Source organism: Nocardia mikamii NBRC 108933 (assembly GCF_001613505.1).
GTDB lineage: Bacteria > Actinomycetota > Actinomycetes > Mycobacteriales > Mycobacteriaceae > Nocardia > Nocardia mikamii.
Map to the genome: position 1 here is coordinate 1 of NZ_BDCM01000016.1, position 19,629 is coordinate 19,629.

At 68.0% G+C, this 19,629-nt stretch carries 17 protein-coding genes; 12 read left to right on the forward strand and 5 right to left on the reverse strand.

The features are described 5' to 3' along the window. Window positions 1–149: 149 nt before the first annotated feature. Genes NMI01S_RS25825 through NMI01S_RS25835 form a run of 3 tightly spaced genes read left to right on the forward strand, consistent with a single transcriptional unit; the run spans window position 150 to window position 1,939 of the window. Complete coding sequence (locus NMI01S_RS25825; RefSeq protein ID WP_063001318.1) at window positions 150–893, forward strand: rhomboid-like protein; 744 nt, start codon at window positions 150–152, stop codon at window positions 891–893. Window positions 894–938: 45 nt separating this feature from the next. Continuing rightward, entirely contained in the window at window positions 939–1,628 is a 690-nt protein-coding gene (gene nucS, locus NMI01S_RS25830; RefSeq protein WP_039776824.1) for an endonuclease NucS, read from the forward strand. 8 nt (window positions 1,629–1,636) lie between these two features. After that, on the forward strand, window positions 1,637–1,939 hold the full coding sequence (locus NMI01S_RS25835; protein ID WP_063001319.1) for an Rv1322 family protein: 303 nt from the start codon (window positions 1,637–1,639) through the stop codon (window positions 1,937–1,939). A 99-nt stretch (window positions 1,940–2,038) separates the two neighbouring features. On the opposite strand, the gene NMI01S_RS25840 is transcribed toward NMI01S_RS25835, so the two are convergent. After that, window positions 2,039–3,031, reverse strand: coding sequence for a coiled-coil domain-containing protein (locus NMI01S_RS25840; protein WP_051024364.1), 993 nt, complete (start codon window positions 3,029–3,031; stop codon window positions 2,039–2,041). An 86-nt stretch (window positions 3,032–3,117) separates the two neighbouring features. After that, window positions 3,118–3,588, reverse strand: a complete 471-nt coding sequence (gene mce / locus NMI01S_RS25845; RefSeq protein ID WP_063001320.1) for a methylmalonyl-CoA epimerase — start codon at window positions 3,586–3,588, stop codon at window positions 3,118–3,120. A gap of 156 nt (window positions 3,589–3,744) precedes the next feature. Between mce and NMI01S_RS25850 the strand changes: the two genes are divergently transcribed. The 5 genes from NMI01S_RS25850 (at window position 3,745) to NMI01S_RS25870 (ending at window position 7,259) form a co-directional block, all read left to right on the forward strand. Further along, entirely contained in the window at window positions 3,745–4,926 is a 1,182-nt protein-coding gene (locus NMI01S_RS25850; protein ID WP_245717026.1) for an acetyl-CoA C-acetyltransferase, read from the forward strand. Window positions 4,927–4,996: 70 nt separating this feature from the next. Next, a complete protein-coding gene (locus tag NMI01S_RS25855; protein WP_063001461.1) occupies window positions 4,997–5,350 on the forward strand; it encodes a DUF3817 domain-containing protein in 354 nt (117 codons plus the stop codon). Between the two features lie 61 nt (window positions 5,351–5,411). Next, window positions 5,412–6,260, forward strand: coding sequence for a tetratricopeptide repeat protein (locus NMI01S_RS25860; protein WP_063001322.1), 849 nt, complete (start codon window positions 5,412–5,414; stop codon window positions 6,258–6,260). Between the two features lie 102 nt (window positions 6,261–6,362). Continuing rightward, the gene (locus NMI01S_RS25865) at window positions 6,363–6,731 is read left to right on the forward strand and encodes an SSI family serine proteinase inhibitor (protein WP_157126369.1); all 369 of its coding nucleotides are present in this window, start codon (window positions 6,363–6,365) and stop codon (window positions 6,729–6,731) included. Between the two features lie 6 nt (window positions 6,732–6,737). After that, the gene (locus tag NMI01S_RS25870; RefSeq protein ID WP_063001324.1) at window positions 6,738–7,259 is read left to right on the forward strand and encodes a hypothetical protein; all 522 of its coding nucleotides are present in this window, start codon (window positions 6,738–6,740) and stop codon (window positions 7,257–7,259) included. On the opposite strand, the gene glgB is transcribed toward NMI01S_RS25870, so the two are convergent. After that, window positions 7,223–9,409: a 1,4-alpha-glucan branching protein GlgB gene (glgB, locus tag NMI01S_RS25875; protein WP_063001325.1), complete on the reverse strand. Its 2,187-nt coding sequence runs from the start codon at window positions 9,407–9,409 to the stop codon at window positions 7,223–7,225. The genes NMI01S_RS25870 and glgB overlap by 37 nt on opposite strands. Before the next feature lie 34 nt (window positions 9,410–9,443). Beyond that, on the reverse strand, window positions 9,444–11,447 hold the full coding sequence (locus tag NMI01S_RS25880) for an alpha-1,4-glucan--maltose-1-phosphate maltosyltransferase (protein WP_063001326.1): 2,004 nt from the start codon (window positions 11,445–11,447) through the stop codon (window positions 9,444–9,446). 189 nt (window positions 11,448–11,636) lie between these two features. Between NMI01S_RS25880 and NMI01S_RS25885 the strand changes: the two genes are divergently transcribed. The 4 genes from NMI01S_RS25885 to NMI01S_RS25900 all read left to right on the forward strand — a co-directional run bounded on the left by NMI01S_RS25885 (window position 11,637) and on the right by NMI01S_RS25900 (window position 17,306). Continuing rightward, the gene (locus NMI01S_RS25885; protein WP_063001327.1) at window positions 11,637–12,398 is read left to right on the forward strand and encodes a dienelactone hydrolase family protein; all 762 of its coding nucleotides are present in this window, start codon (window positions 11,637–11,639) and stop codon (window positions 12,396–12,398) included. An 81-nt stretch (window positions 12,399–12,479) separates the two neighbouring features. Beyond that, entirely contained in the window at window positions 12,480–15,065 is a 2,586-nt protein-coding gene (glgP, locus tag NMI01S_RS25890; protein ID WP_063001328.1) for an alpha-glucan family phosphorylase, read from the forward strand. 136 nt (window positions 15,066–15,201) lie between these two features. After that, window positions 15,202–16,566, forward strand: coding sequence for an NCS2 family permease (locus tag NMI01S_RS25895; protein ID WP_063001329.1), 1,365 nt, complete (start codon window positions 15,202–15,204; stop codon window positions 16,564–16,566). A gap of 188 nt (window positions 16,567–16,754) precedes the next feature. Beyond that, entirely contained in the window at window positions 16,755–17,306 is a 552-nt protein-coding gene (locus tag NMI01S_RS25900; RefSeq protein ID WP_084513272.1) for a DoxX family protein, read from the forward strand. 174 nt (window positions 17,307–17,480) lie between these two features. On the opposite strand, the gene NMI01S_RS25905 is transcribed toward NMI01S_RS25900, so the two are convergent. Further along, window positions 17,481–19,598 carry an ATP-dependent DNA helicase gene (locus NMI01S_RS25905; protein ID WP_063001330.1) on the reverse strand — a complete coding sequence of 706 codons (2,118 nt, stop codon included), beginning with the start codon at window positions 19,596–19,598 and terminating at the stop codon, window positions 17,481–17,483. Window positions 19,599–19,629 lie beyond the last annotated feature (31 nt).

Sequence of the window (19,629 nt, forward strand, 5' to 3'; positions counted from 1 at the left end):
TCCCGCATTTTGGGATCGATGCGGGTGGGTATCCCCGGTTCACAGGACTTTCCTAAGTAAGGCTGACACCATTCCGGTGATCGATCGGGATCATGGAAGGTGTCGACCCGGTGCACGCGGTACCGGTCTGGTAGCGGAAGGTGATCCGAATGGTTCTACTCCAGGAGCCGGCCACACAGTCAGCACTGGAGTCCGGCCCCGCGCAGGCCGGCCGTTCCCTCACGCTGCGGGATCGATTCAAGCTGCCGATGACCTACAGCTACGGCGCTCTGCTCATCGCGGTGACCGTTCTGGTGTCCGTGCTCAGCGATACGCAGCAGACCCGCGTCATCCAGCATGCGAGCACCAATCTGCACAACCTGCTGGCCGGGCGATTCGGCACCCTCTTCTCGAGTGCGTTCGTGATCGGCGACGGCACCGCGGGCGCTCTGCTCATCCCGCTGCTGGTCTGTCTGCTCATCCTGGCGGAATGGCGCTTCGGGGCGCTGTCACTGCTGCGCATCTTCATCGCCGGGCATATCGGCGCCACACTCGTCGTCGCCGGCGGCCTGTGGGTGGCGGTGAGCGTGAAATGGCTGCCGACGAGTATTTCCCTCGCCGAGGACGTCGGCGTCAGCTACGGCGCGATGGCGGTCATCGGATCGCTCATCGTGGTCCTGCCCGCCAAGTGGCGACCCACGTGGGCGATCTCGCTGGGCGCTGTCGCCGTCGCGGGCGTCATCATGGGCCACACCTTCACCAATGTCGGGCATCTGATCGCCCTGACGATCGGCCTGCTGACCGGGTGGTTGCTGCTGCGCAGCGGTCATGTCCACACACACCGGCTCAACCGGTTCGAGACGGGTCTGCTCATCGTCGCGGCCGCACTCGGGTACATCCTGCTCGTCGGCTGATCGCCCCGCGCGCAAGCGGTCTCGGCGAGGGCCTAAACTCGACCGGTGCGCCTTGTGATTGCTCGTTGCCAGGTCGATTACGTGGGTCGGCTCACCGCACATCTCCCGATGGCCCGTCGGCTGCTGATGATGAAAGCGGACGGTTCGGTGCTGGTGCATTCCGACGGCGGTTCCTACAAACCGTTGAACTGGATGAGCCCGCCCTGCTGGTTGGAGGAGCGTGAGACCGATGTCGAGACGATGCCCGACGGCTCTCAGCTGTGGGTGGTGACCAACAAAGCCGGTGAGGAACTGCGGATCACCGTCGAGGACATCGAACACGACTCCGCGCACGAACTGGGCGTGGATCCCGGGCTCGTGAAAGACGGCGTGGAAGCGCATCTGCAGGAGCTGCTCGCCGAGCACATCGGCACGCTGGGTGACGGCTATACGCTGATCCGGCGCGAATACATGACGGCGATCGGTCCCGTGGACATCCTGTGCCGTGACGCCGACGGCGCCACCGTGGCGGTGGAGATCAAACGCCGCGGCGAGATCGACGGGGTGGAGCAGCTCACCCGGTATCTGGAACTGCTCAACCGGGATCCGCTGCTGGCGCCGGTCACCGGTGTCTTCGCCGCGCAACAGATCAAACCGCAGGCGCGGACCCTGGCCACCGATCGCGGGATCCGCTGCGTCACACTCGATTACGATGCCCTGCGCGGCACCGACAGCACCGAATTCCGGTTGTTCTGAGGGCGCTCGTGCCACGCCGGAAACCTCGTCCGAAATCGTCGCGGCTCCACCGGGATCCGCGACCGATCGGTGACGTCTTCGGGCGCACCGAGGACGGGCCCGGCGGCACGGAAACCTTTGTGGTGCGCACCATTCCGGGTTCGCGAGCGGTGAAGTCCTATCGATGCCCCGGCTGCGATCACGAGATCCCGCCCGGCACAGCGCATATCGTGGCCTGGCCCGCCGACGGCGGCGAGAACGACCGCCGCCATTGGCATTCCGGCTGCTGGCGCGGGCGGCACACCCGCACGATCACGCGGCGCTGGTCGTAACCCGGTCGCGGGCGGGCATAGGGAAGGCCGCCCCCGCGGTGCGGGAGCGGCCTCGAAACGGGTGGTGAATGTGTCGCCCTGAGGGGGTGGCGCGTGTTGTCAGCTCGAGACTTCGGCGCTTTCGCGCTCTTCGTCGACGGACTCTTCGTCTTCCGCCTTGACCTCGGGGATGGCCTTCTGCCGGCCGGCTCCGGACTGCTTACCGGACAGTGAACGCTGCTCCGGTGCACCGTCGAGCAGTTCGCTCTCGCGGTTGACCGCGGCCAGCATGGCCGGGACCGAATCGAGCTGCCCGCGAATACCCAACAGCTGGGCCAGAACTCGACCGCGCAGCACGCGCATCTCCTCGGCCAGTTCCTTGGCGTGCGCGATCTTGCGATCGGCGGACTGGGTGGCGGAGGTGACCAGGCGGTTGGCCTCGTCGGTGGCTTCCTTGATGCGCTGGGCGGCGTCGGAGCGGCTGGATGCCTCCAGCTCTTCCATGGCCTTGGTCAGCTTGGTCCGCTTCTCGGCCATGGTGGCCTCGAAGTCCTGCTGGGCGGCCTTGCGCTTGGCCTCGGCCTCCTTGGTGATGCGGGTGGCATCGGCCTGGGCGGCCTCGACGATCTTGGCGGATTCGGCGCGCGCGTTCGACAGCGTCTGCTCGAATTCGACCTCGAGCGCCTCGCGCTTCTCCTTGGTCTCGGCCAGCAGGGATTCGTACTTGCCACGCATCTCGGTGGCCTGCTGCTCCGCGATGGAGATCATCTCGGCGGCCTCGGCCTGCGCCTGCGCGCGAACCTCGGACGCCTCGTCGGATGCCAAGCGCAGCATCCGGGAGATTCGATCGCTCATGCCTTCCGCGGTGGTGGGCGGAACCGACAGGCGATCGACTTCCTTGCGGAGCTCATCGATCTCGTCGCGGGCGTCCTCCAGCTGGGCGGCCAGGTTACGGGCCTGAGCGGCGGCGGCATCGCGATCTGTGGCGGTGACCCTCAGCTCGGCATCGAAACGGTCGAAGTAATTGCGTACTTCGTCACGGTCGTAGCCTTTACGTACTACCGTGAAAGGCAACGCGACGAAGCGATTGCGATCGGGCTCAGTGGACGACATGCCCCACAAACTACAGCCTGTCGACCCACCATGGTGAGTCGACTGCGAATGTCGTTATGAACAGTTTCCGTGGCCGGATTGCGGTACTAGTGAGTAGGATTCGCGGCCGGTTCGACTAGTTCGACGAGCACACCGCCAGCATCCTTGGGGTGGATGAAATTGATTCGCGAGTTCGCGGTACCGGCGCGCGGAGCGTCGTACAGCAAACGGACGCCGCGGCCTCGCAGGAAAGTAGCTACCGCGTCGATATCGGTCACACGGTAGGCCAGTTGCTGCAATCCGGGGCCGTTGCGGCCGATGAACTTGGCGATGGTCGACTCCTCGTTCAGCGGCGCCAGCAACTGCAGAGCAGTGGCGTCGTCGCCGGAACCGGGCAGCGACAGCATTGCCTCGTGCACGCCTTGGGCCTCGTTGACCTCGCGGTGGGTTTCGACCATGCCGAGATTGTCCGAATACCACGCCACGGCGGTATCGAGATCGGGCACGGCGATGCCGACGTGGTCGACGGCGATGACGTAATCGGCGGGAATGAAAGCGGACGTATCGGTAGTGCTCACTCTACGAAGGTAGCGCGCACCTACCTGGAGCTGCCGGGACGGGAAGGGTTACCGTTGAGTACGAGAGCGGCCCGCCACCGAGTACGAGGGCGGCCCGCCACCGTGTGCGTGAGCGGCTCGCCGCTGCGTCCCTGAATGCGAGAAGCGAGGTTCATCGTGGCCACCACCTCTGTCATCGTCTCCGGCGCCCGTACCCCGGTCGGTCGGTTGCTCGGTGGGTTGTCCGGGTTTTCCGGGTCGGATCTGGGTGGTTTCGCCATCAAGGCGGCGCTCGAGCGTGGTGGGGTGGCGCCGGAGCGGGTCGATTACGTGATCATGGGTCAGGTGCTGACCGCGGGTGCGGGTCAGATTCCGGCGCGTCAGGCCGCGGTCGCGGGTGGTATCCCGATGGATGTGCCGGCGGTGACGGTGAACAAGGTGTGTTTGTCGGGTATCAACGCGATCGCGTTGGCGGATCAGCTGATTCGCGCCGGTGAGTACGAGATCGTGGTGGCCGGTGGTCAGGAGTCGATGAGCCGGGCCCCGCACATGCTGGAGAAGTCGCGTGAGGGCTTCAAGTACGGCGATGTGACCCTGCGTGACCACATGGCCTACGACGGGTTGCACGACATCTTCACCGATCAGGCGATGGGCGCGTTGACCGAGTCCCGCAACGCCGGTGACGGGATCGGCCGCGCCGAGCAGGACGCCTTCGCCGCCGCCTCGCATCAGAAGGCGGCTGCGGCGTGGAAGAACGGTGTGTTCACCGATGAGGTGGTGCCGGTGTCGGTGCCGCAGCGCAAGGGCGATCCGATCGTGGTGAGCGAGGACGAGGGCGTGCGCGCGGATACGACGGTGGAGTCGCTGGGCAAGCTCCGCCCGGCCTTCGCCAAGGACGGCACCATCACCGCGGGGTCGGCGTCGCAGATCTCCGACGGTGCGGCCGCGGTGGTCGTGATGAGCAAGGCCAAGGCCCAGGAGCTGGGGTTGAGCTGGATCGCCGAGATCGGGGCCGCGGGTGTGGTGGCGGGTCCGGATTCCACGCTGCAGGATCAGCCCGCCAACGCGATCGCGAAAGCGTGCGCGAAGGAAGGTATCGCGCCGGCGGATCTGGATCTGGTGGAGATCAACGAGGCGTTCGCGGCGGTCGGGATCGCCTCGACCCGCAAGCTGGGTATCGACCCGGACAAGGTCAACGTCAACGGTGGCGCGATCGCGATCGGTCACCCGCTGGGCATGTCGGGCGCGCGGATCGTGCTGCACCTGGCGCTGGAATTGCAGCGCCGCGGTGGTGGGGTCGGCGCGGCCGCGCTGTGCGGTGGCGGCGGCCAGGGCGACGCCCTCATCGTCCGCGTCTGACCTCGGTTCGCGCTGTGGCATGACCCACACCTCCTACGACGCTGCGTAGTCGTTGGGCACAATGGTGGCCATGGGCGAATTCTTCGACGTGAGCACCGTCGCCAAGCGGGTGCGTCTGTTCGGACTGCTGGAAGCGCCGTCGTGGGCGCTGTTGCTGCTCGGTTCGGTGCTCAAGCGGCTGCCCGAACCCATCACCTGGCCGGTGATGGTGTTCGGCATGCTGCACGGCATCATCTTCCTGCTGTACGCGGTGAGTCTGCTGCTGGCCTGGCGCGAATACGAATGGCCCGGCAAGACGATCCTGCTGGGTCTGGTGTCGACGGTGGTGCCGTTCACCTCGGTGTGGTTCGAGCGCTGGGCGATTCGGACCGGACAATTGGGAGAGCTGAGCCCGGCCGCGACCCCGGCGCCCGCCGCGGCGTGACAAACTGGATGTCGTGACTCGACCTGCTGCACGTCGTCCCTCGCCCGTCGCTGCCGCTGCCATGTCCGGCGCGGTGGATCTGTCCGCTCTGAAACAGCCGGCCGCCACGGACGTTCCGGGCGATCACGCCGTCACCGAGGCCGATTTCGAGACCAAGGTGCTGCGGCGATCGCTCGAGGTGCCGGTTGTCGTCGTCCTGTACTCGCAGCGCAGCCCGGGAAGTGTCGAACTGGTCAAGCTGTTCGAGCGGCTGGTCGGCAGTGCCGGGGGCAGCTGGGAGCTGGCCACCATCGAGGCCGAGCCGAATATGCGGATCGCGCAGGCATTCGGGGTGCAGGGCATTCCGACCGTGATCGCGGTGGCCGCCGGGCAGCCGCTGGCCGATTTCCAGGGCTCGCAGCCCGAGGAGCAGGTCAAGCAGTGGCTTGCCGCGGTCGTCGACGCGGTGCGGGGCAAACTTCCCGGCGCCGGTGACGATCAGGGTGAGGCGCCCGCGCCGGAGGATCCGCGGTTCGTGGCCGCCGAAGAGGCGCTCGATCGTGGTGACATCGCCGGGGCCGAGGCCGCTTACGAGGCGATCCTGGCCGCCGAGCCGGGCAATGAGGAGGCCAAGGCGGCGCTGCGGCAGGTCCGATTCTTCGGCCGTGCCCGCGAGCTGCCGGCCGACGCGATCGCGGTGGCCGACGCCGATCCGGGCAATATCGACGCCGCCTTCACCGCCGCCGACGCCGAACTGTTCAACCAGCAGCCCGAGGCCGCCTTCGATCGGCTGATCGGGTTGATCAAGCGGACCGCGGGCGACGACCGCAACCGCGTGCGCACCCGGCTGGTCGAACTGTTCGAGCTGTTCGACACCGCCGATCCGGTGGTGGTCGCGGCCCGCCGCAAGCTGGCGACGGCACTGTACTGAGCCACGCCGGTCGTCGCGGTGATCGACCGATCGGCCGCGACGACCGATAATCGGCGCAGGCGCCGGCGGAATTCGCTGTCGGCGCGGGGACGGGAGGCCGATGTGAAGGCAACGACGCGTGGTCTGATCGGCGCCGCGTGTGTCGCGGCAGTGCTGATGCCGGCGAGCAGCGCCGCGGCTCACGATGCGGCTACCCGACTGATCTTCACCCGCACCGAACCCGACCGTTCGCCTCGCACCGTCACGTTGACCTGCGATCCGATCGGCGGCTCACATCCCGACGCCTCCTCGGCCTGCGCGTATCTGGCCGATGCCGAACTGGCGCTACCCGATTCGGATTCCGGAGTGCGCTGCTTCCGGTACTACCCGGTGGAGTTGCGTGCGCACGGTACGGTTCGCGGCACTCCGGTGGCGATCGAGCACACCTATGGGTGTGTGGTCCCGGACCTGCCGGCGCCCTGGAAGTTCTGAGCGCGGATGACCGTGCGAACCGACCATCCGATCGTCAGCGCGGTCCTCGACCGGCACCGCGACGACCTGGGCGACGATCTGACGACATACCGCAACCACGTGCTGCGGTGCCTCAACTACCATCGGGCGCTGCTCGATACCCCGCTGCCCGACGCGGCGGTGCTCGCGTGGGCCGTGCACGACCTCGGCATCTGGACCGCCGGGACCTTCGACTATCTCGCCCCCTCCGCAGCGCTGGCCGAGGAGTACGCGGCCGAGTTCGGAATCTCCGACCGGGCAGCGGTCCGGCGGATGGTGCTCGACCATCACCGCGTACGCGCGGTGGATGATCCGATCGGCGAGAGCTTCCGGATCGCGGACCGTATCGACGTCAGCGGCGGCCTCGTGCGCGGCGGCCTGCCCCGGGCCGGGGTGCGTGCCGTCGTCGCCGTGCTGCCGTATCACGGTTTTCATCGCTTTCTGGTCCAGAGCGCGGCGCGGTGGGCGCTGCGTCATCCGTTGCGGCCGTTGCCGATGCTGCGGTGGTGATCAGGCGTCAGCCAGACGGCACTGTTGGGAGCGATGGTGACCTCCGCCGAATAGGGCCGGCCGTGCGAGGGGCACGCCGACGCCGAGACCGCGCCGAGGTTTCCGGTGCCGCTGCCGCCGTAGCAGGTGGCGTCGGTGTTGAGGATTTCCTGCCAGATGCCCGGAGCCGGCAACCCGATGCGGTAGTCGCGGTGTTCGATACCGGAGAAGTTGAAGACGCAGGCCACGACCGAGCCGTCGGTGCCGTAGCGCAGGAATGCGAGCACGTTGTGCACGTGGTCGTCGGCCTCGATCCAGGCGTAGCCGCCGGGGGCGGTGTCCTGCGTCCACAGCGCGGGGTGGGCGCGGTAGGCGGCGTTGAGATCGGCGACGAGAGCGCGGATACCGTCGTGCAGCGGGTTGGCGAGTTCGTCCCAGTCCAGCCCGCGGTCGTGTGACCACTCCCGGAACTGGCCGAATTCCTGGCCCATGAACAGCAGCTGTTTACCCGGGTGTGCCCACATGTAGGCCAGGACCGCGCGAACGCCGCAGGCCTTGGCGTAGTCGTCACCGGGCATGCGCGTCCACAGCGTGCCCTTGCCGTGCACCACCTCGTCGTGGCTGATCGGCAGCAGATAGTTCTCACTCCACGCGTAGACCGCCGAGAACGTGATCTCGTTGTGGTGCCAGCTGCGATGCACCTGATCGCGCCCGAGGTAGCCGAGCGTGTCGTGCATCCAGCCCATATTCCATTTCAGGGTGAAGCCCAGCCCGCCGACCTCCGTGGAGCGGGTGACCCCCGGCCAGGTGGTGGATTCCTCGGCGATGGTCACCACGCCGGGATGATCGGCGTGGACGGCGGCGTTCAGTTCGCGCAGGAAGGCGACGGCCTCCAGATTCTCCCGTCCGCCATGCGCATTCGGCTCCCAGCCGCCGGGCGGACGCGAATAGTCCAGGTACAGCATCGAGGCGACGGCGTCGACGCGCAGCCCGTCGATATGGAACTCCTCGAGCCAGAACCGCGCGTTCGCGACCAGGAAGTTGCGCACCTCGTTGCGGCCGTAGTCGAAAATGTAGGTGCCCCACTCCAATTGCTCGCCGCGGCGGGGATCGGGATGTTCGTAGAGGGCGGTGCCGTCGAAGCGGGCCAGGGCCCATTCGTCGCGCGGGAAGTGGCCGGGCACCCAATCGAGGACGACGCCGATGCCGTGGGCGTGCAGATGGTCGACGAACGCGCGGAAATCGTCGGGGGATCCGAAGCGGGCGGTCGGCGCGTAGTAGGAGGTGACCTGATAACCCCAGGAGCCGCCGAAGGGGTGTTCCGCGACCGGCAGCAGTTCGACGTGGGTGAATCCTTGGGCCCGAACGTATTCCGCGAGCTGTTCGGCGGCGGTGCGATAGTCGAGCCCGGGCCGCCACGAGCCGAGATGCACCTCGTAGATGCTCATCGGTTCGCGAGTGGGGTCGCACTGGGCGCGGGCGGCGCACCAGTCCTGATCTGTCCAGCGGTAGGTGGCGGCGGCGACGACCGAAGCCGTCGCGGGCGGGATTTCGGCGGCGAAGGCCAGGGGATCGGCGTGGTCGACGGTCCGCCCGTCGGCGCCGTGAACGCGATATTTGTATCGCGTGCCGGCCGCGACGCCGGGGACGAACACCTCCCACACTCCGGACGAGCCGAGCCGGCGCATCGGCGTACTCGTTCCACTCCAGCTGTCGAAATCGCCGAAGACGGTGACACCGCGCGCATTCGGCGCCCATACCGCGAACGACGTGCCGGTGACCTCGCCGTCGAGGGTGGTGTAGCGGCGCGGATGGGCGCCGAGTACCTCCCAGAGCCGCCGATGCCGCCCCTCGCCGAGCAGGTGCAGATCGAGTTCGCCGACGGTCGGCAGGAAGCGGTATCCGTCGGCGGTGAGTACGGTCCGGCTGCCTGGATACGCCACGATCAGGCGGTAGTCCCACAGTTCCGGGAACCCGACCACGCCCTCGAAGACGCCGTGGCCGATGTGGTGCAGCGGATGATCGTCGCCGCCGATGCGGGCCGACACCGAATCGGCATGGGGCCGAAGGGTTCTGATCACCGTACCGTCGGGATGCGGATGAGCTCCGAGGACCGTGTGCGGGTCGGCGTGGGTACCGGCGGCCAGCAGCATCAGATCGCGCCGATTCATCGGCGCGGCCGCCGGGCGGTGGTCCGGCGTGCGGTCACCGGAAGGTCCTGCGGTAGGCCAATTCGGTGCGCGCGGCCGCGGAAACCGGCGGGAGCGCGAGGATGTGGGCGGGAGCGCGCACGGGATCCAGCCGCACGTAATTGGTGTGCGCCCAGTGATATTCCTCGCCGCTGATCTCGTCGTGGACCGTCGGGCGATCGTGCCATTCCCGCCCGATGGCCGGCATGTCGAGCGAGATCATCCCGTCTTCGGCGCCGAACGGATTGAGGTTGACCACGACCAGCACCGCGTCTCCGGAGCTCGGATCGACCTTCGAATACGCCAGCAGCGCGTCGTTGTCGACGTGGTGAAAACTGATGCAGCGCACCTGTTGCAGCGCCGGATGCGCCCGGCGAATCTCGTTCAGCCGGGTGATGAACGGTTCCAGCGATTCTCCGCGCGCCGCGGCCTCGGCGAATCGTCGCGGACGCAGCTGATACTTCTCCGAATCGAGATATTCCTCGCTGCCGGGCCGCACCGCCTGATGCTCGAAAAGTTCGAAACCGGAATACATTCCCCAGCTCGGGCCCAGCGTGGCCGCGAGCGCGGCGCGCACGGCGAACATGCCCGGACCGCCGTGCTGCAGGCTCTCGTGCAGGATGTCCGGGGTGTTGACGAACAGATTGGGCCGGGCCTCGTCGGCCTTGGCGGCGAGTTCGCGACCGAATTCGGCCAGTTCGTAGGCGCCGGTGCGCCACGTGAAATACGTATAGGACTGGGAGAATCCGCGCCGGGCCAGGCCGTAGAGGCGGGCCGGGCGGGTGAATGCCTCGGACAGGAAGATCACATCGGGATCGGTCCGGCGCACCTGCGCGATCAGCCATTCCCAGAAGTCGGCCGGTTTCGTGTGTGGATTGTCGACCCGGAAAATGGTGACGCCCAGAGCGATCCAGTGCCGCACGACACCCAGGACGGCGGCATACAACCCGTCCGGATCGTTGTCGAAATCCAGCGGGTAGATGTCCTGATATTTCTTGGGCGGATTCTCGGCGAACGCGATGGTGCCGTCGGGCAGGGTGGTGAACCATTCCGGATGGCTGCGCACCCACGGATGATCGGGCGCACACTGCAATGCCAGATCCAGTGCCACTTCCAGCCCGAGTTCGGCTGCGGCGCGGACGAATTCGGCGAAGTCCGCCTCGGTCCCCAGAAGCGGGTGGACCGCGTCGTGGCCGCCTTCGGCCGATCCTATCGCCCAGGGGGAGCCGAAATCGTCGGGCCCGCATGTCAGAGAGTTGTTGGGGCCCTTGCGGTTCACGGTGCCGATCGGGTGGATCGGCGGCAGGTAGACGACGTCGAAACCCATGGCCGCGATGCGTGGAAGTTCTTTCGTCGCGGTGGCGAAGGTCCCGTGCACCGGTGTGCCGTCGGCGTCCCACCCGCCGGTGGAGCGGGGGAAGAATTCGTACCACGAGCCGACCAGCGCGCGCCGCCGCTCGACCAGCACGGTGTGGGCCGGACCGCGGGTCACCAGATCGCGCAGTGGTGTCTCGCGCAGGATCTCGGCCACCTCGGTGCTGAAGGCGGGCGCCACCCGCGCCGGCAGTTGCGCATCACCGCGCAGCGCGGCCGCGGCGGCGCGCAGTTTCTCCCACTGTCGTTTCGGGACCGCCTGTGCCGCCCGTTCGAGCAGCCGGGCGCCGATCTCGAGATCGTTGGCCAGATCCGCCGCGCTCTGGCCGACAGCGAGTTTCGCCTCGACCGCGGCCCGCCACCCGGTGATCGGATCGCCCCAGCCCTCCACGCGAAAGGTCCACAGCCCCGGCGTATTCGGGGTGAAAACCGCATTGAAGACGTCGGGTTCGAACTCGGGCGCCATCCGGATCCGCTGGGTGCGGCCGCCGCCCGGTCCGCGCACAGCCAGGGTGGCCGCCACCGCGTCGTGACCCTCGCGCCACACCACGGCCCGCACCGGTACCACCTCGCCGACGACGGCCTTGGCCGGATATCCGCCTGCGACGGCCGGGGCGGTGTCATCGATGGCGATGCGACCGGTCACGGCACCAACCGTACCGGTAGTTCGGGGGCGACCACGAACACGCGCGACGTGGGCCTGCGCGATTGCGGGCCGGACAGGCCCGTGGCAGACTTTCCGGGGCGTTGGTTCCGTTTCTGGTGGACGCCGGTGCGGTGCGAACGGCCGACACGAACGAATTCGCCGGGAGAGCAGGGAGAAAGGGAATCTCGCATGACATCAGTGCAGGGGCAGACCGTGGAGATCGCGACGCCCGACGGTGTCGCCGACGCGTACGTCACCTACCCCGCGGCGGGTGGGAAGTATCCCGGTGTGCTGCTGTACATGGACGCGTTCGGACTACGTCCGAGTCTGCGCGCGCTGGCCGACGATGTCGTTGCGGCCGGATATACCGTGCTGGTCCCCAATGTCTTCTACCGGCACGGCCGGGCGCCGCTGCTCGAGCTGCCGGATTTCATCGACCCGCAACAGCGTCCGGACCTGTTCGCCACGATCGTCCCGATGCTGCGGGAGCTCACCCCGGATCTCGTGGTCCGCGACGCCGGCGCCTACCTGGACCGGCTCACCGCGTTCGAGCACACGGCCGACGGGCCGATCGCCACGGCCGGTTACTGCATGGGTGGCCGGTTGGCGGTGTACACGGCCGGCGCGTTCGGTGACCGGATCGCGGCCGCGGCCGGGTTCCACACCGGCGGATTGGTGGTCGACGGCCCCGACAGCCCGCATCTGGCCGTCGAGAACGCCACGGCGGAGATGTATTTCGGCCATGCCGACCAGGACCGCTCGCTGACGCCGGAGCAGATCGAGACGTTCGACAAGGCTCTCGCCGCGGCCGGAGTGCGCTACCGCACCGAGGTCTACCCCGGCGCACACCACGGATACACCCAGACCGACACCGCGGCCTACGACCGCGACGCCGACGAGCGGCACCGGCGCGAACTGCTGGCACTGCTCGATCGGACGCTGCGGGGATGACACCTTTCGCAGCAGGTCAGCGCCCTGGACCGGCCTCGGCACGCGGCGGACGGGCCGGTGCCGCCGTGTAGGGTCTACCCGGTGAAGGCATTGCGTCGTTTCACCGTCCGTGCCCATCTGCCGCAGCGGCTGGCCGCCCTCGGTGAGCTGGCCGCCAATCTGCGGTGGTCATGGCACGGGCCCACTCAGGATGTGTTCGCGCGGCTGGATCCCGAGTTGTGGGTGCGGGTCGGGCGCGATCCGGTGCGGATGCTCGGCGAGGTGGACGCGGACCGGCTCGACCAGTGGGCCGCGGATCCCGACTATCAGACGGCCGTCGACGCCGCGGAGGCCGACCTGCGGGACTATCTGAGCAGACCCCGCTGGTTCGGCGAACATGTCGCCGCAACACCGGACAGCCCGGCGCCGCGCGGTATCGCCTACTTCTCCATGGAATTCGGTGTCACCGAGGTGCTGCCGAATTATTCGGGCGGGCTGGGGATTCTGGCCGGCGACCATCTCAAGGCGGCCTCGGATCTGGGATTGCCGCTCATCGGCGTCGGCCTGCTGTATCGGTCCGGCTATTTCCGGCAGTCGCTGACCGCCGACGGCTGGCAGGCCGAACGCTATCCCGACCTCGATCCGCAGGGCCTGCCGCTGCGGCTGCTGGCCGAGGAGGGCGCGCCGGTGCTCGTCCACGTGCCCATGCCCGAGGGCCGGGTACTACGCGCCCGGGTGTGGATCGCCCAGGTGGGACGAATTCCGTTGCTGCTGCTCGATTCCGATATCGGCGACAACGATCCGGAACTGCGCGCGGTGACCGACCGGCTCTACGGCGGCGACCAGGACCACCGCATCAAACAGGAGATTCTGGCGGGAATCGGCGGCGTGCGCGCGGTCCGCGCCTACACCCGGGCTCGCGGCCTGCCGGATCCGGACGTGTGGCATATGAACGAGGGCCACGCGGGATTCCTCGGTATCGAGCGGATCCGCGAATATATGTCGGGCGGAATGGATTTCGACTCCGCGCTCGCCGCGGTCCGGGCCGCGACCGTCTTCACCACGCATACTCCGGTGCCCGCGGGCATCGATCGGTTCGCCGCCGGATTGGTCCGCCGTTACTTCGGTGGCGCCCACGGTGAACGGGAATCGCCACTGCTGCCGGGGATTTCGGTGGATCGCATCCTGGCGCTCGGACGTGAGGCCGATCCTTCGGTGTTCAACATGGCCCACCTCGGTTTACGACTCGCCCAGCGCGCCAACGGTGTTTCACGTTTGCACGGCGAGGTCAGCCGCGACATGTTCGCGCCGCTGTGGCCCGGATTCGACGCGGCCGAGGTGCCGATCGGGTCGGTGACCAACGGTGTGCACGCCCCGACGTGGGCGGCTCGCGAATGGATCGACAAGGCACGCGATCTCGTGGGCCCCGAACTCGTCGCCGAGGCACGCGGCTGGGAACAGCTGCGGTCCGTGGACCTGCGCGAACTGTGGGAGACGCGGGCGACGCTGCGCGCGGTGCTGGTCGCCGAGGTCCGTCGCCGGCTGCGGGAATCGTGGCTCGAACGCGGTGCGGCGCCGGCCGAATTGGGTTGGGTGGACGAGGTTTTCGATCCCGGTGTGCTGACCGTCGGCTTCGCCCGGCGGGTGCCCACCTACAAGCGGCTGACGCTGATGCTGCGCGATCCGGACCGGCTGCGCGCGCTGTTGCTCGATCCGGAGCGACCGCTGCAACTGGTGGTCGCCGGTAAGAGCCATCCCGCCGACGACGGGGGGAAGGCGCTGATCCAGCAGGTGGTGCGGTTCGCCGACGATCCGGCGGTGCGGCACCGGATCGTGTTCCTGCCCGATTACGACATGTCGATGGCCCGCTACCTGTACTGGGGTTGCGATGTGTGGCTGAACAATCCGCTGCGTCCGCTGGAGGCCTGCGGGACGTCCGGGATGAAGGCCGCACTCAACGGCGGGCTCAATCTCTCCATCCGCGACGGCTGGTGGGACGAGATGTACGACGGCGACAACGGCTGGGCCATCCCGACCGCCGACGGCGTGCGCGACGAACATCGGCGCGACGATCTGGAAGCGGCCGCGTTGTACGAGATGTTGCAGCGCTCGGTGCTCCCGCGGTTCTACGAGCGCGACGAATCCGGCCTGCCGGTGCGCTGGATGGAAATGGTGCGTCACACGCTGCGCACCCTCGGTCCGAAAGTGCTCGCCTCGCGCATGGTCCGCGACTACACCACCGGCTACTACCTCCCGGCCGCCGGTTCCTATGCCGCGGTCGCGGCCGGCGACTTCGCCGGGGCGCGGGAACTGGCCGAATACCGCCGCCGCCTCGAGGGAGTGTGGTCGCAGGTGAAAGTGCTTCAGGTCGACAGCTCCGGCCTGCCCGATATTCCGGTGATCGGCGCGGAACTGTCGCTGCGGGCCCGCATCGATCTGGCCGGGCTGTCCACCGGCGACGTCGTGGTGCAGGCGGTTCTGGGCCGGGTCGGTTCCGACGACGAACTGACCGATACGGAGGTCGTCGACATGGATCACATCTCCACGGACGCCGGCACCGAGCAGTACGCGGTCACCACTCCTGTCCCGCATTCCGGTGCCGTCGGGTATACCGTCCGCGTGCTGCCCAGACATCGTCTGCTGTCGGGCCCGGCGGAACTCGGACTGGTCGCCGCGGCACGACCGTAGACCATCTGGTCAGCGGGAATATCGGGGAGCGTGATTTGCCACATGTTCGCCGATCTGAATGGCATCGAACGGCCGGAGACCGATACGGTGCCCTCGGCACAGTCCGATCGGTCCGGGGCGAGGGTGAGAGCAGCAGATGAGCAGTGTCGACGTCCTGTCGCGGTCCAAGGGACGCCTCGATTCCTACTTCGGAATCGCGCGGCTCGGATCGACGATGAAGCGCGAGCTCATGGCGGGAACCGTCACCTTCCTGGCGATGTCCTATGTGCTCGCGGTCAACCCGGCGGTTCTCGGCGACCACGGGCAGCTCGGATCGCGCGGCATTCCGACCCAGGCGGTATTCACCGCGACCGCGGTGGCCGCGGTGGTGGGCACGCTGGTGATGGGGGTGTGGGCGCGCTACCCGATCGCGCTCGCGCCCGGGATGGGGTTGAACGCCTTCTTCGCGTATTCGGTCGTGCTGGGGATGGGCATCGACTGGCAGGTGGCCCTGTCGGGCACGCTGCTGTCGGGCATCATCTTCTTCATCCTCGCGGTGACCAAGATCCGCGAGAAGATCATCGACGCGATTCCGCTGCAACTGAAGCTGGCCGTCGGCGCGGGGATCGGCATGTTCGTCGCCTTCCTCGGTCTCAAGAACGCCGGGATCGTGGTTTCCGACGCGGCGACCTTCGTCCACCTGGGTGACTTCACCAAGGGGACCACGCTGCTGGCGCTGTTCGGACTGCTGGTGACGGTCGTCTTCCTGGTGCTCGGCTGGCACGGCGCCGTGCTGTACGGCATCGTCTCCACGACGGTCGTCGGCATCGTCAGCGGGCTGGTGCATCTGCCGCATCAGGTGGTGGCGTTGCCGCACGGGCTGGATCAGACCTTCGGTCAGGCCATCGTGAATCTGCCGCACGCGTTCACCGGCCAGATGGCGATCGTCGTGCTGACCATGCTGTTCGTCGACTTCTTCGACGCCTCGGGCACGCTGATCGGAATCGCCAACCAAGCCGGGCTGCTCGGCCCCGACGGGAAACTGCCGCGCGCCGCGCAGGCGCTGGCCGCCGATTCGATCGGCACCGCCGCGGGCGCGATCATCGGCACCTCGACCACCACCGCCTATGTCGAATCCACGGCCGGCGTCAGCGCGGGCGGGCGAACCGGGCTCACGGCCGTCTCGACCGCCGGCTGGTTCCTGGCCGCCATGTTCTTCTTCCCGATCTTCGCGGTGGTCGCCGATGTCCCCGCGGTGACGGCGCCGGCGCTGATCGTGGTGGGTGTGCTGATGTCGCGGGCGCTCGGCGACATCGATTGGGGCAAGCTCGAATACGCGATCCCGGCGTTCATCACCGTGATCATGATGCCGCTGACCTATTCGATCGCCAATGGGATCGCGATGGGGCTGACCTTCTATCCCGTCGTCATGGTCGCGCGGCGGCGCGGGCGTGAGGTGCATCCGGTCATGTGGGTGCTGATGGCGATATTCCTCGCGTACTTCTTCTTCCTCGCCGATTAGGTTCCTCGCCGGTCGGGCCGCCCGGCCGAGAGCCGATGAGTTCGGCGCGCTTTCCCCGTCTTACCGAACGAGGCCATACCGAGCGAGCTCACGGAACACCCCTTACGGAATAAGTCGTGAACCGAGGTCGGTTGGTCACCGTGTTACCAATCGGACCGCGGTCCGCTTTGCTTTCGTCAACTAACGAGATGAGGACTCCGACGATCATGACCGCCAATATCGAGCCCCGGAACGCCGCCCGCCCGCTGGAATTCCGGACCGCCGCCGATCCGGCCGCCGCCGATATCGGCCTCCTGCTGTTGCGGCTGGTCTTCGGCGGACTGCTGTTCGTGCACGGCACTCAGAAGCTCTTCGGCTGGTTCAACGGCCCCGGCCTGTCCGCGACCGCCGCCGGATTCCAGCACATGGGTTACGACCCCGGAAAATTCTTCGCCACGCTCGCCGGATTGTGCGAAGCGGTCGGCGGCGGTCTGCTGTTCCTCGGGCTGGTGACGCCTCTGGCTGCCGCGATCGTGCTCGGCACCATGATCAATGCGATGCACGTGACCTGGCCGCACGGGCTCAACGGATACGAATCCGCGCTGTTGTTCGCGGCGGTCGCGGTGGCGCTGGGCTTCACCGGCCCGGGCCGCTTCTCGCTCGACCATGGGCGGCCGTGGCAGCGGCACGGCATCGTCTGGGGAGTCGGTGCGGTCGTGATCGGTGTGGTGGCCGCGGTGATCACGCTGCTGGTGAAGTAGGTCCGCGGGCCGGGCGATATGAGTGTCCCCACGTCGCGTGCAGGGTTCGCGACGCGGGGACCTCGGATACTCCGATGTGGGAATTGGGGTGCACCGGAAGTATCGCCCGCCAACTTACTTCCGAATAGAAGTAGGTTCCCAGCAAATGTGGCTGGTGTCACATAACGGTTCGGTTCAGTTCTCGGCGGCCGCGGTCGGGACGGGGGTGGCGGTCAATCGCCGCAGCGCCTTGGCGACGACCTCGGGGTCGGAGGTCTCCCAGTACGGAGGCAGGGAGGCGCGCAGATATCCGCCGTAGCGGGCGGTCACCAGCCGCGGATCCAGAATCGCCACCACGCCGCGGTCGTGCACGCTGCGCAGCAGCCGTCCGGTGCCCTGGGCCAGCAGCAGGGCGGCGTGGTTGGCCGCGATGGTCAGGAAACCGTTGCCGCCGCGCGCCTGCACGGCCTGCTGCCGGGCGACCAGCAGCGGATCGTCGGGCCGGGGGAACGGAATGCGGTCGAGAATGACCAGGCTCAGCGACGGTCCGGGAACATCCACGCCCTGCCACAGCGAGAGCGTGCCGAACAACGAGGTCGCGGGATCTTCGGCGAAGCGCCGGACCAGGGTGCCGGTGGCGTCCTCGCCCTGGCACAGGATCGGCGTGTCCAGGCGTTCGCGCAGGATTTCGCTGGCGGCCTTGGCGGCGCGCATCGAGGAGAACAACCCCAGCGTGCGGCCGCCGGCCGCCTCGATCAGCCGCTCGATCTCGTCCAGATAGGCGGGGGCCAGGCCGTCGCGGCCGGGAGCCGGAAGGTGTTTGGCGACGTAGAGGATGCCGGATTTCGCGTGATCGAACGGCGAGCCCACATCCAGGGAGTTCCAGCGCATGGCCGAGGTGTCGGCGGGAGCTTCGGCTCCGTTCGCCATCGCCGGATCGATGCGGCGACTGCCCCGATCCGCGCGGTCGGCGCCGGGGACGTCGGTCCCGGCGCGATCGGGCGTCTGCGGGGGCAGCCCCCACGTGACGGCCAACCCGTCGAAGGAACCGCCGACCTGCAGCGTGGCCGAGGTGAGAACTACCGTCGCGGTGCCGAACAACCGGCTGCGCAACAACCCGCCCACCGAAAGCGGGGCCATGTGCAGCGTGCGCCGGGCGACGCCACGCACCTCGTCCACGGCCAGCCACAGTACGTCGCGGCGGGCCGCCGGATCGGGTTCCTCGAACGCCGTCAGCGCGCGCACGGCGGTATCGTGCACCTCCTCGACCGCGGCCACTGCCATGTTGCGGGCGGCGGCGGCCTCCGGATCGCCCTGTGGCGCACCGGAGCCGGGAGGTGCGAGTGCGGTGCGGACGGTCCAGGCGGCATCGCGCAGCAGGGCCAGCACCTGGTCGCCGCCGGCGGGAAGTTCGTCCCAGCGGCCCGGCGGCAGATCCTCGAGCAGTTCGTGCCACGCCTCCGCCGCGCCCTCGAGCCGGTCGAGGTCGCCCTCGTCGACGAGTTTGGTGCAGCGCTTGGCCGCCGCCGTGATGGTCGCGGTCGACAGTTCCGCGGTCGCCACCCCGGTGACCCGATCCACCAGTTCGTGCGCCTCGTCGATGACGACCACATCGTGTTCGGGCAGCACCTGGATTCCGCTGATGGCATCGATGGCCAGCAGCGCATGGTTGGTGACCACCACATCGGCCTGCCCGGATTCCGCACGGGCGCGTTCGGCGAAGCAGTCGGTGCCGAACGGGCAGCGCGATTTGCCCAGGCATTCCCGCGCCGAGACGCTGACCTGACGCCAGGCCCGGTCGCTGACGCCGGGGACCAGTTCGTCGCGGTCGCCGGTCTCGGTGTCGGAGGCCCAGTCGTTGAGCCGCTGCACCTCGCGCCCGAGCCGGGAGATCGCGAAGGCGTCGAACAGTTCGGTCTCCGGTGGTTCGTCCGGGATCGCGCTGTTGATCTTGTGCAGGCACAGATAGTTGTTGCGGCCCTTGAGGATCGCGAACCGGGCGCGCCGGCCCAGTGGTTTCTCCAGCGCCTGTGCCAGCCGCGGCAGATCGCGGTCGACCAACTGCCGCTGCAGTGCGATGGTGGCGGTGGAGACCACGACCGTCCGCCCGCTCTGCACCGCGTGCCGCAGACTCGGCACCAGATAGGCCAGCGACTTACCGGTGCCGGTTCCGGCCTGTACGGCCAGGTGTTCCTTGGTGTCGATGGAGTGCGCGACCGCGGCCGACATGGTCTGCTGGCCGGTACGCGCCGTACCGCCGAGCGCTTCCACGGCGGTCGCCAGCAAAGTCGGTACGGGCGGGAGTTCGGGCACTCAGGAAGACTAGCGCCCCCTGCCGACAACC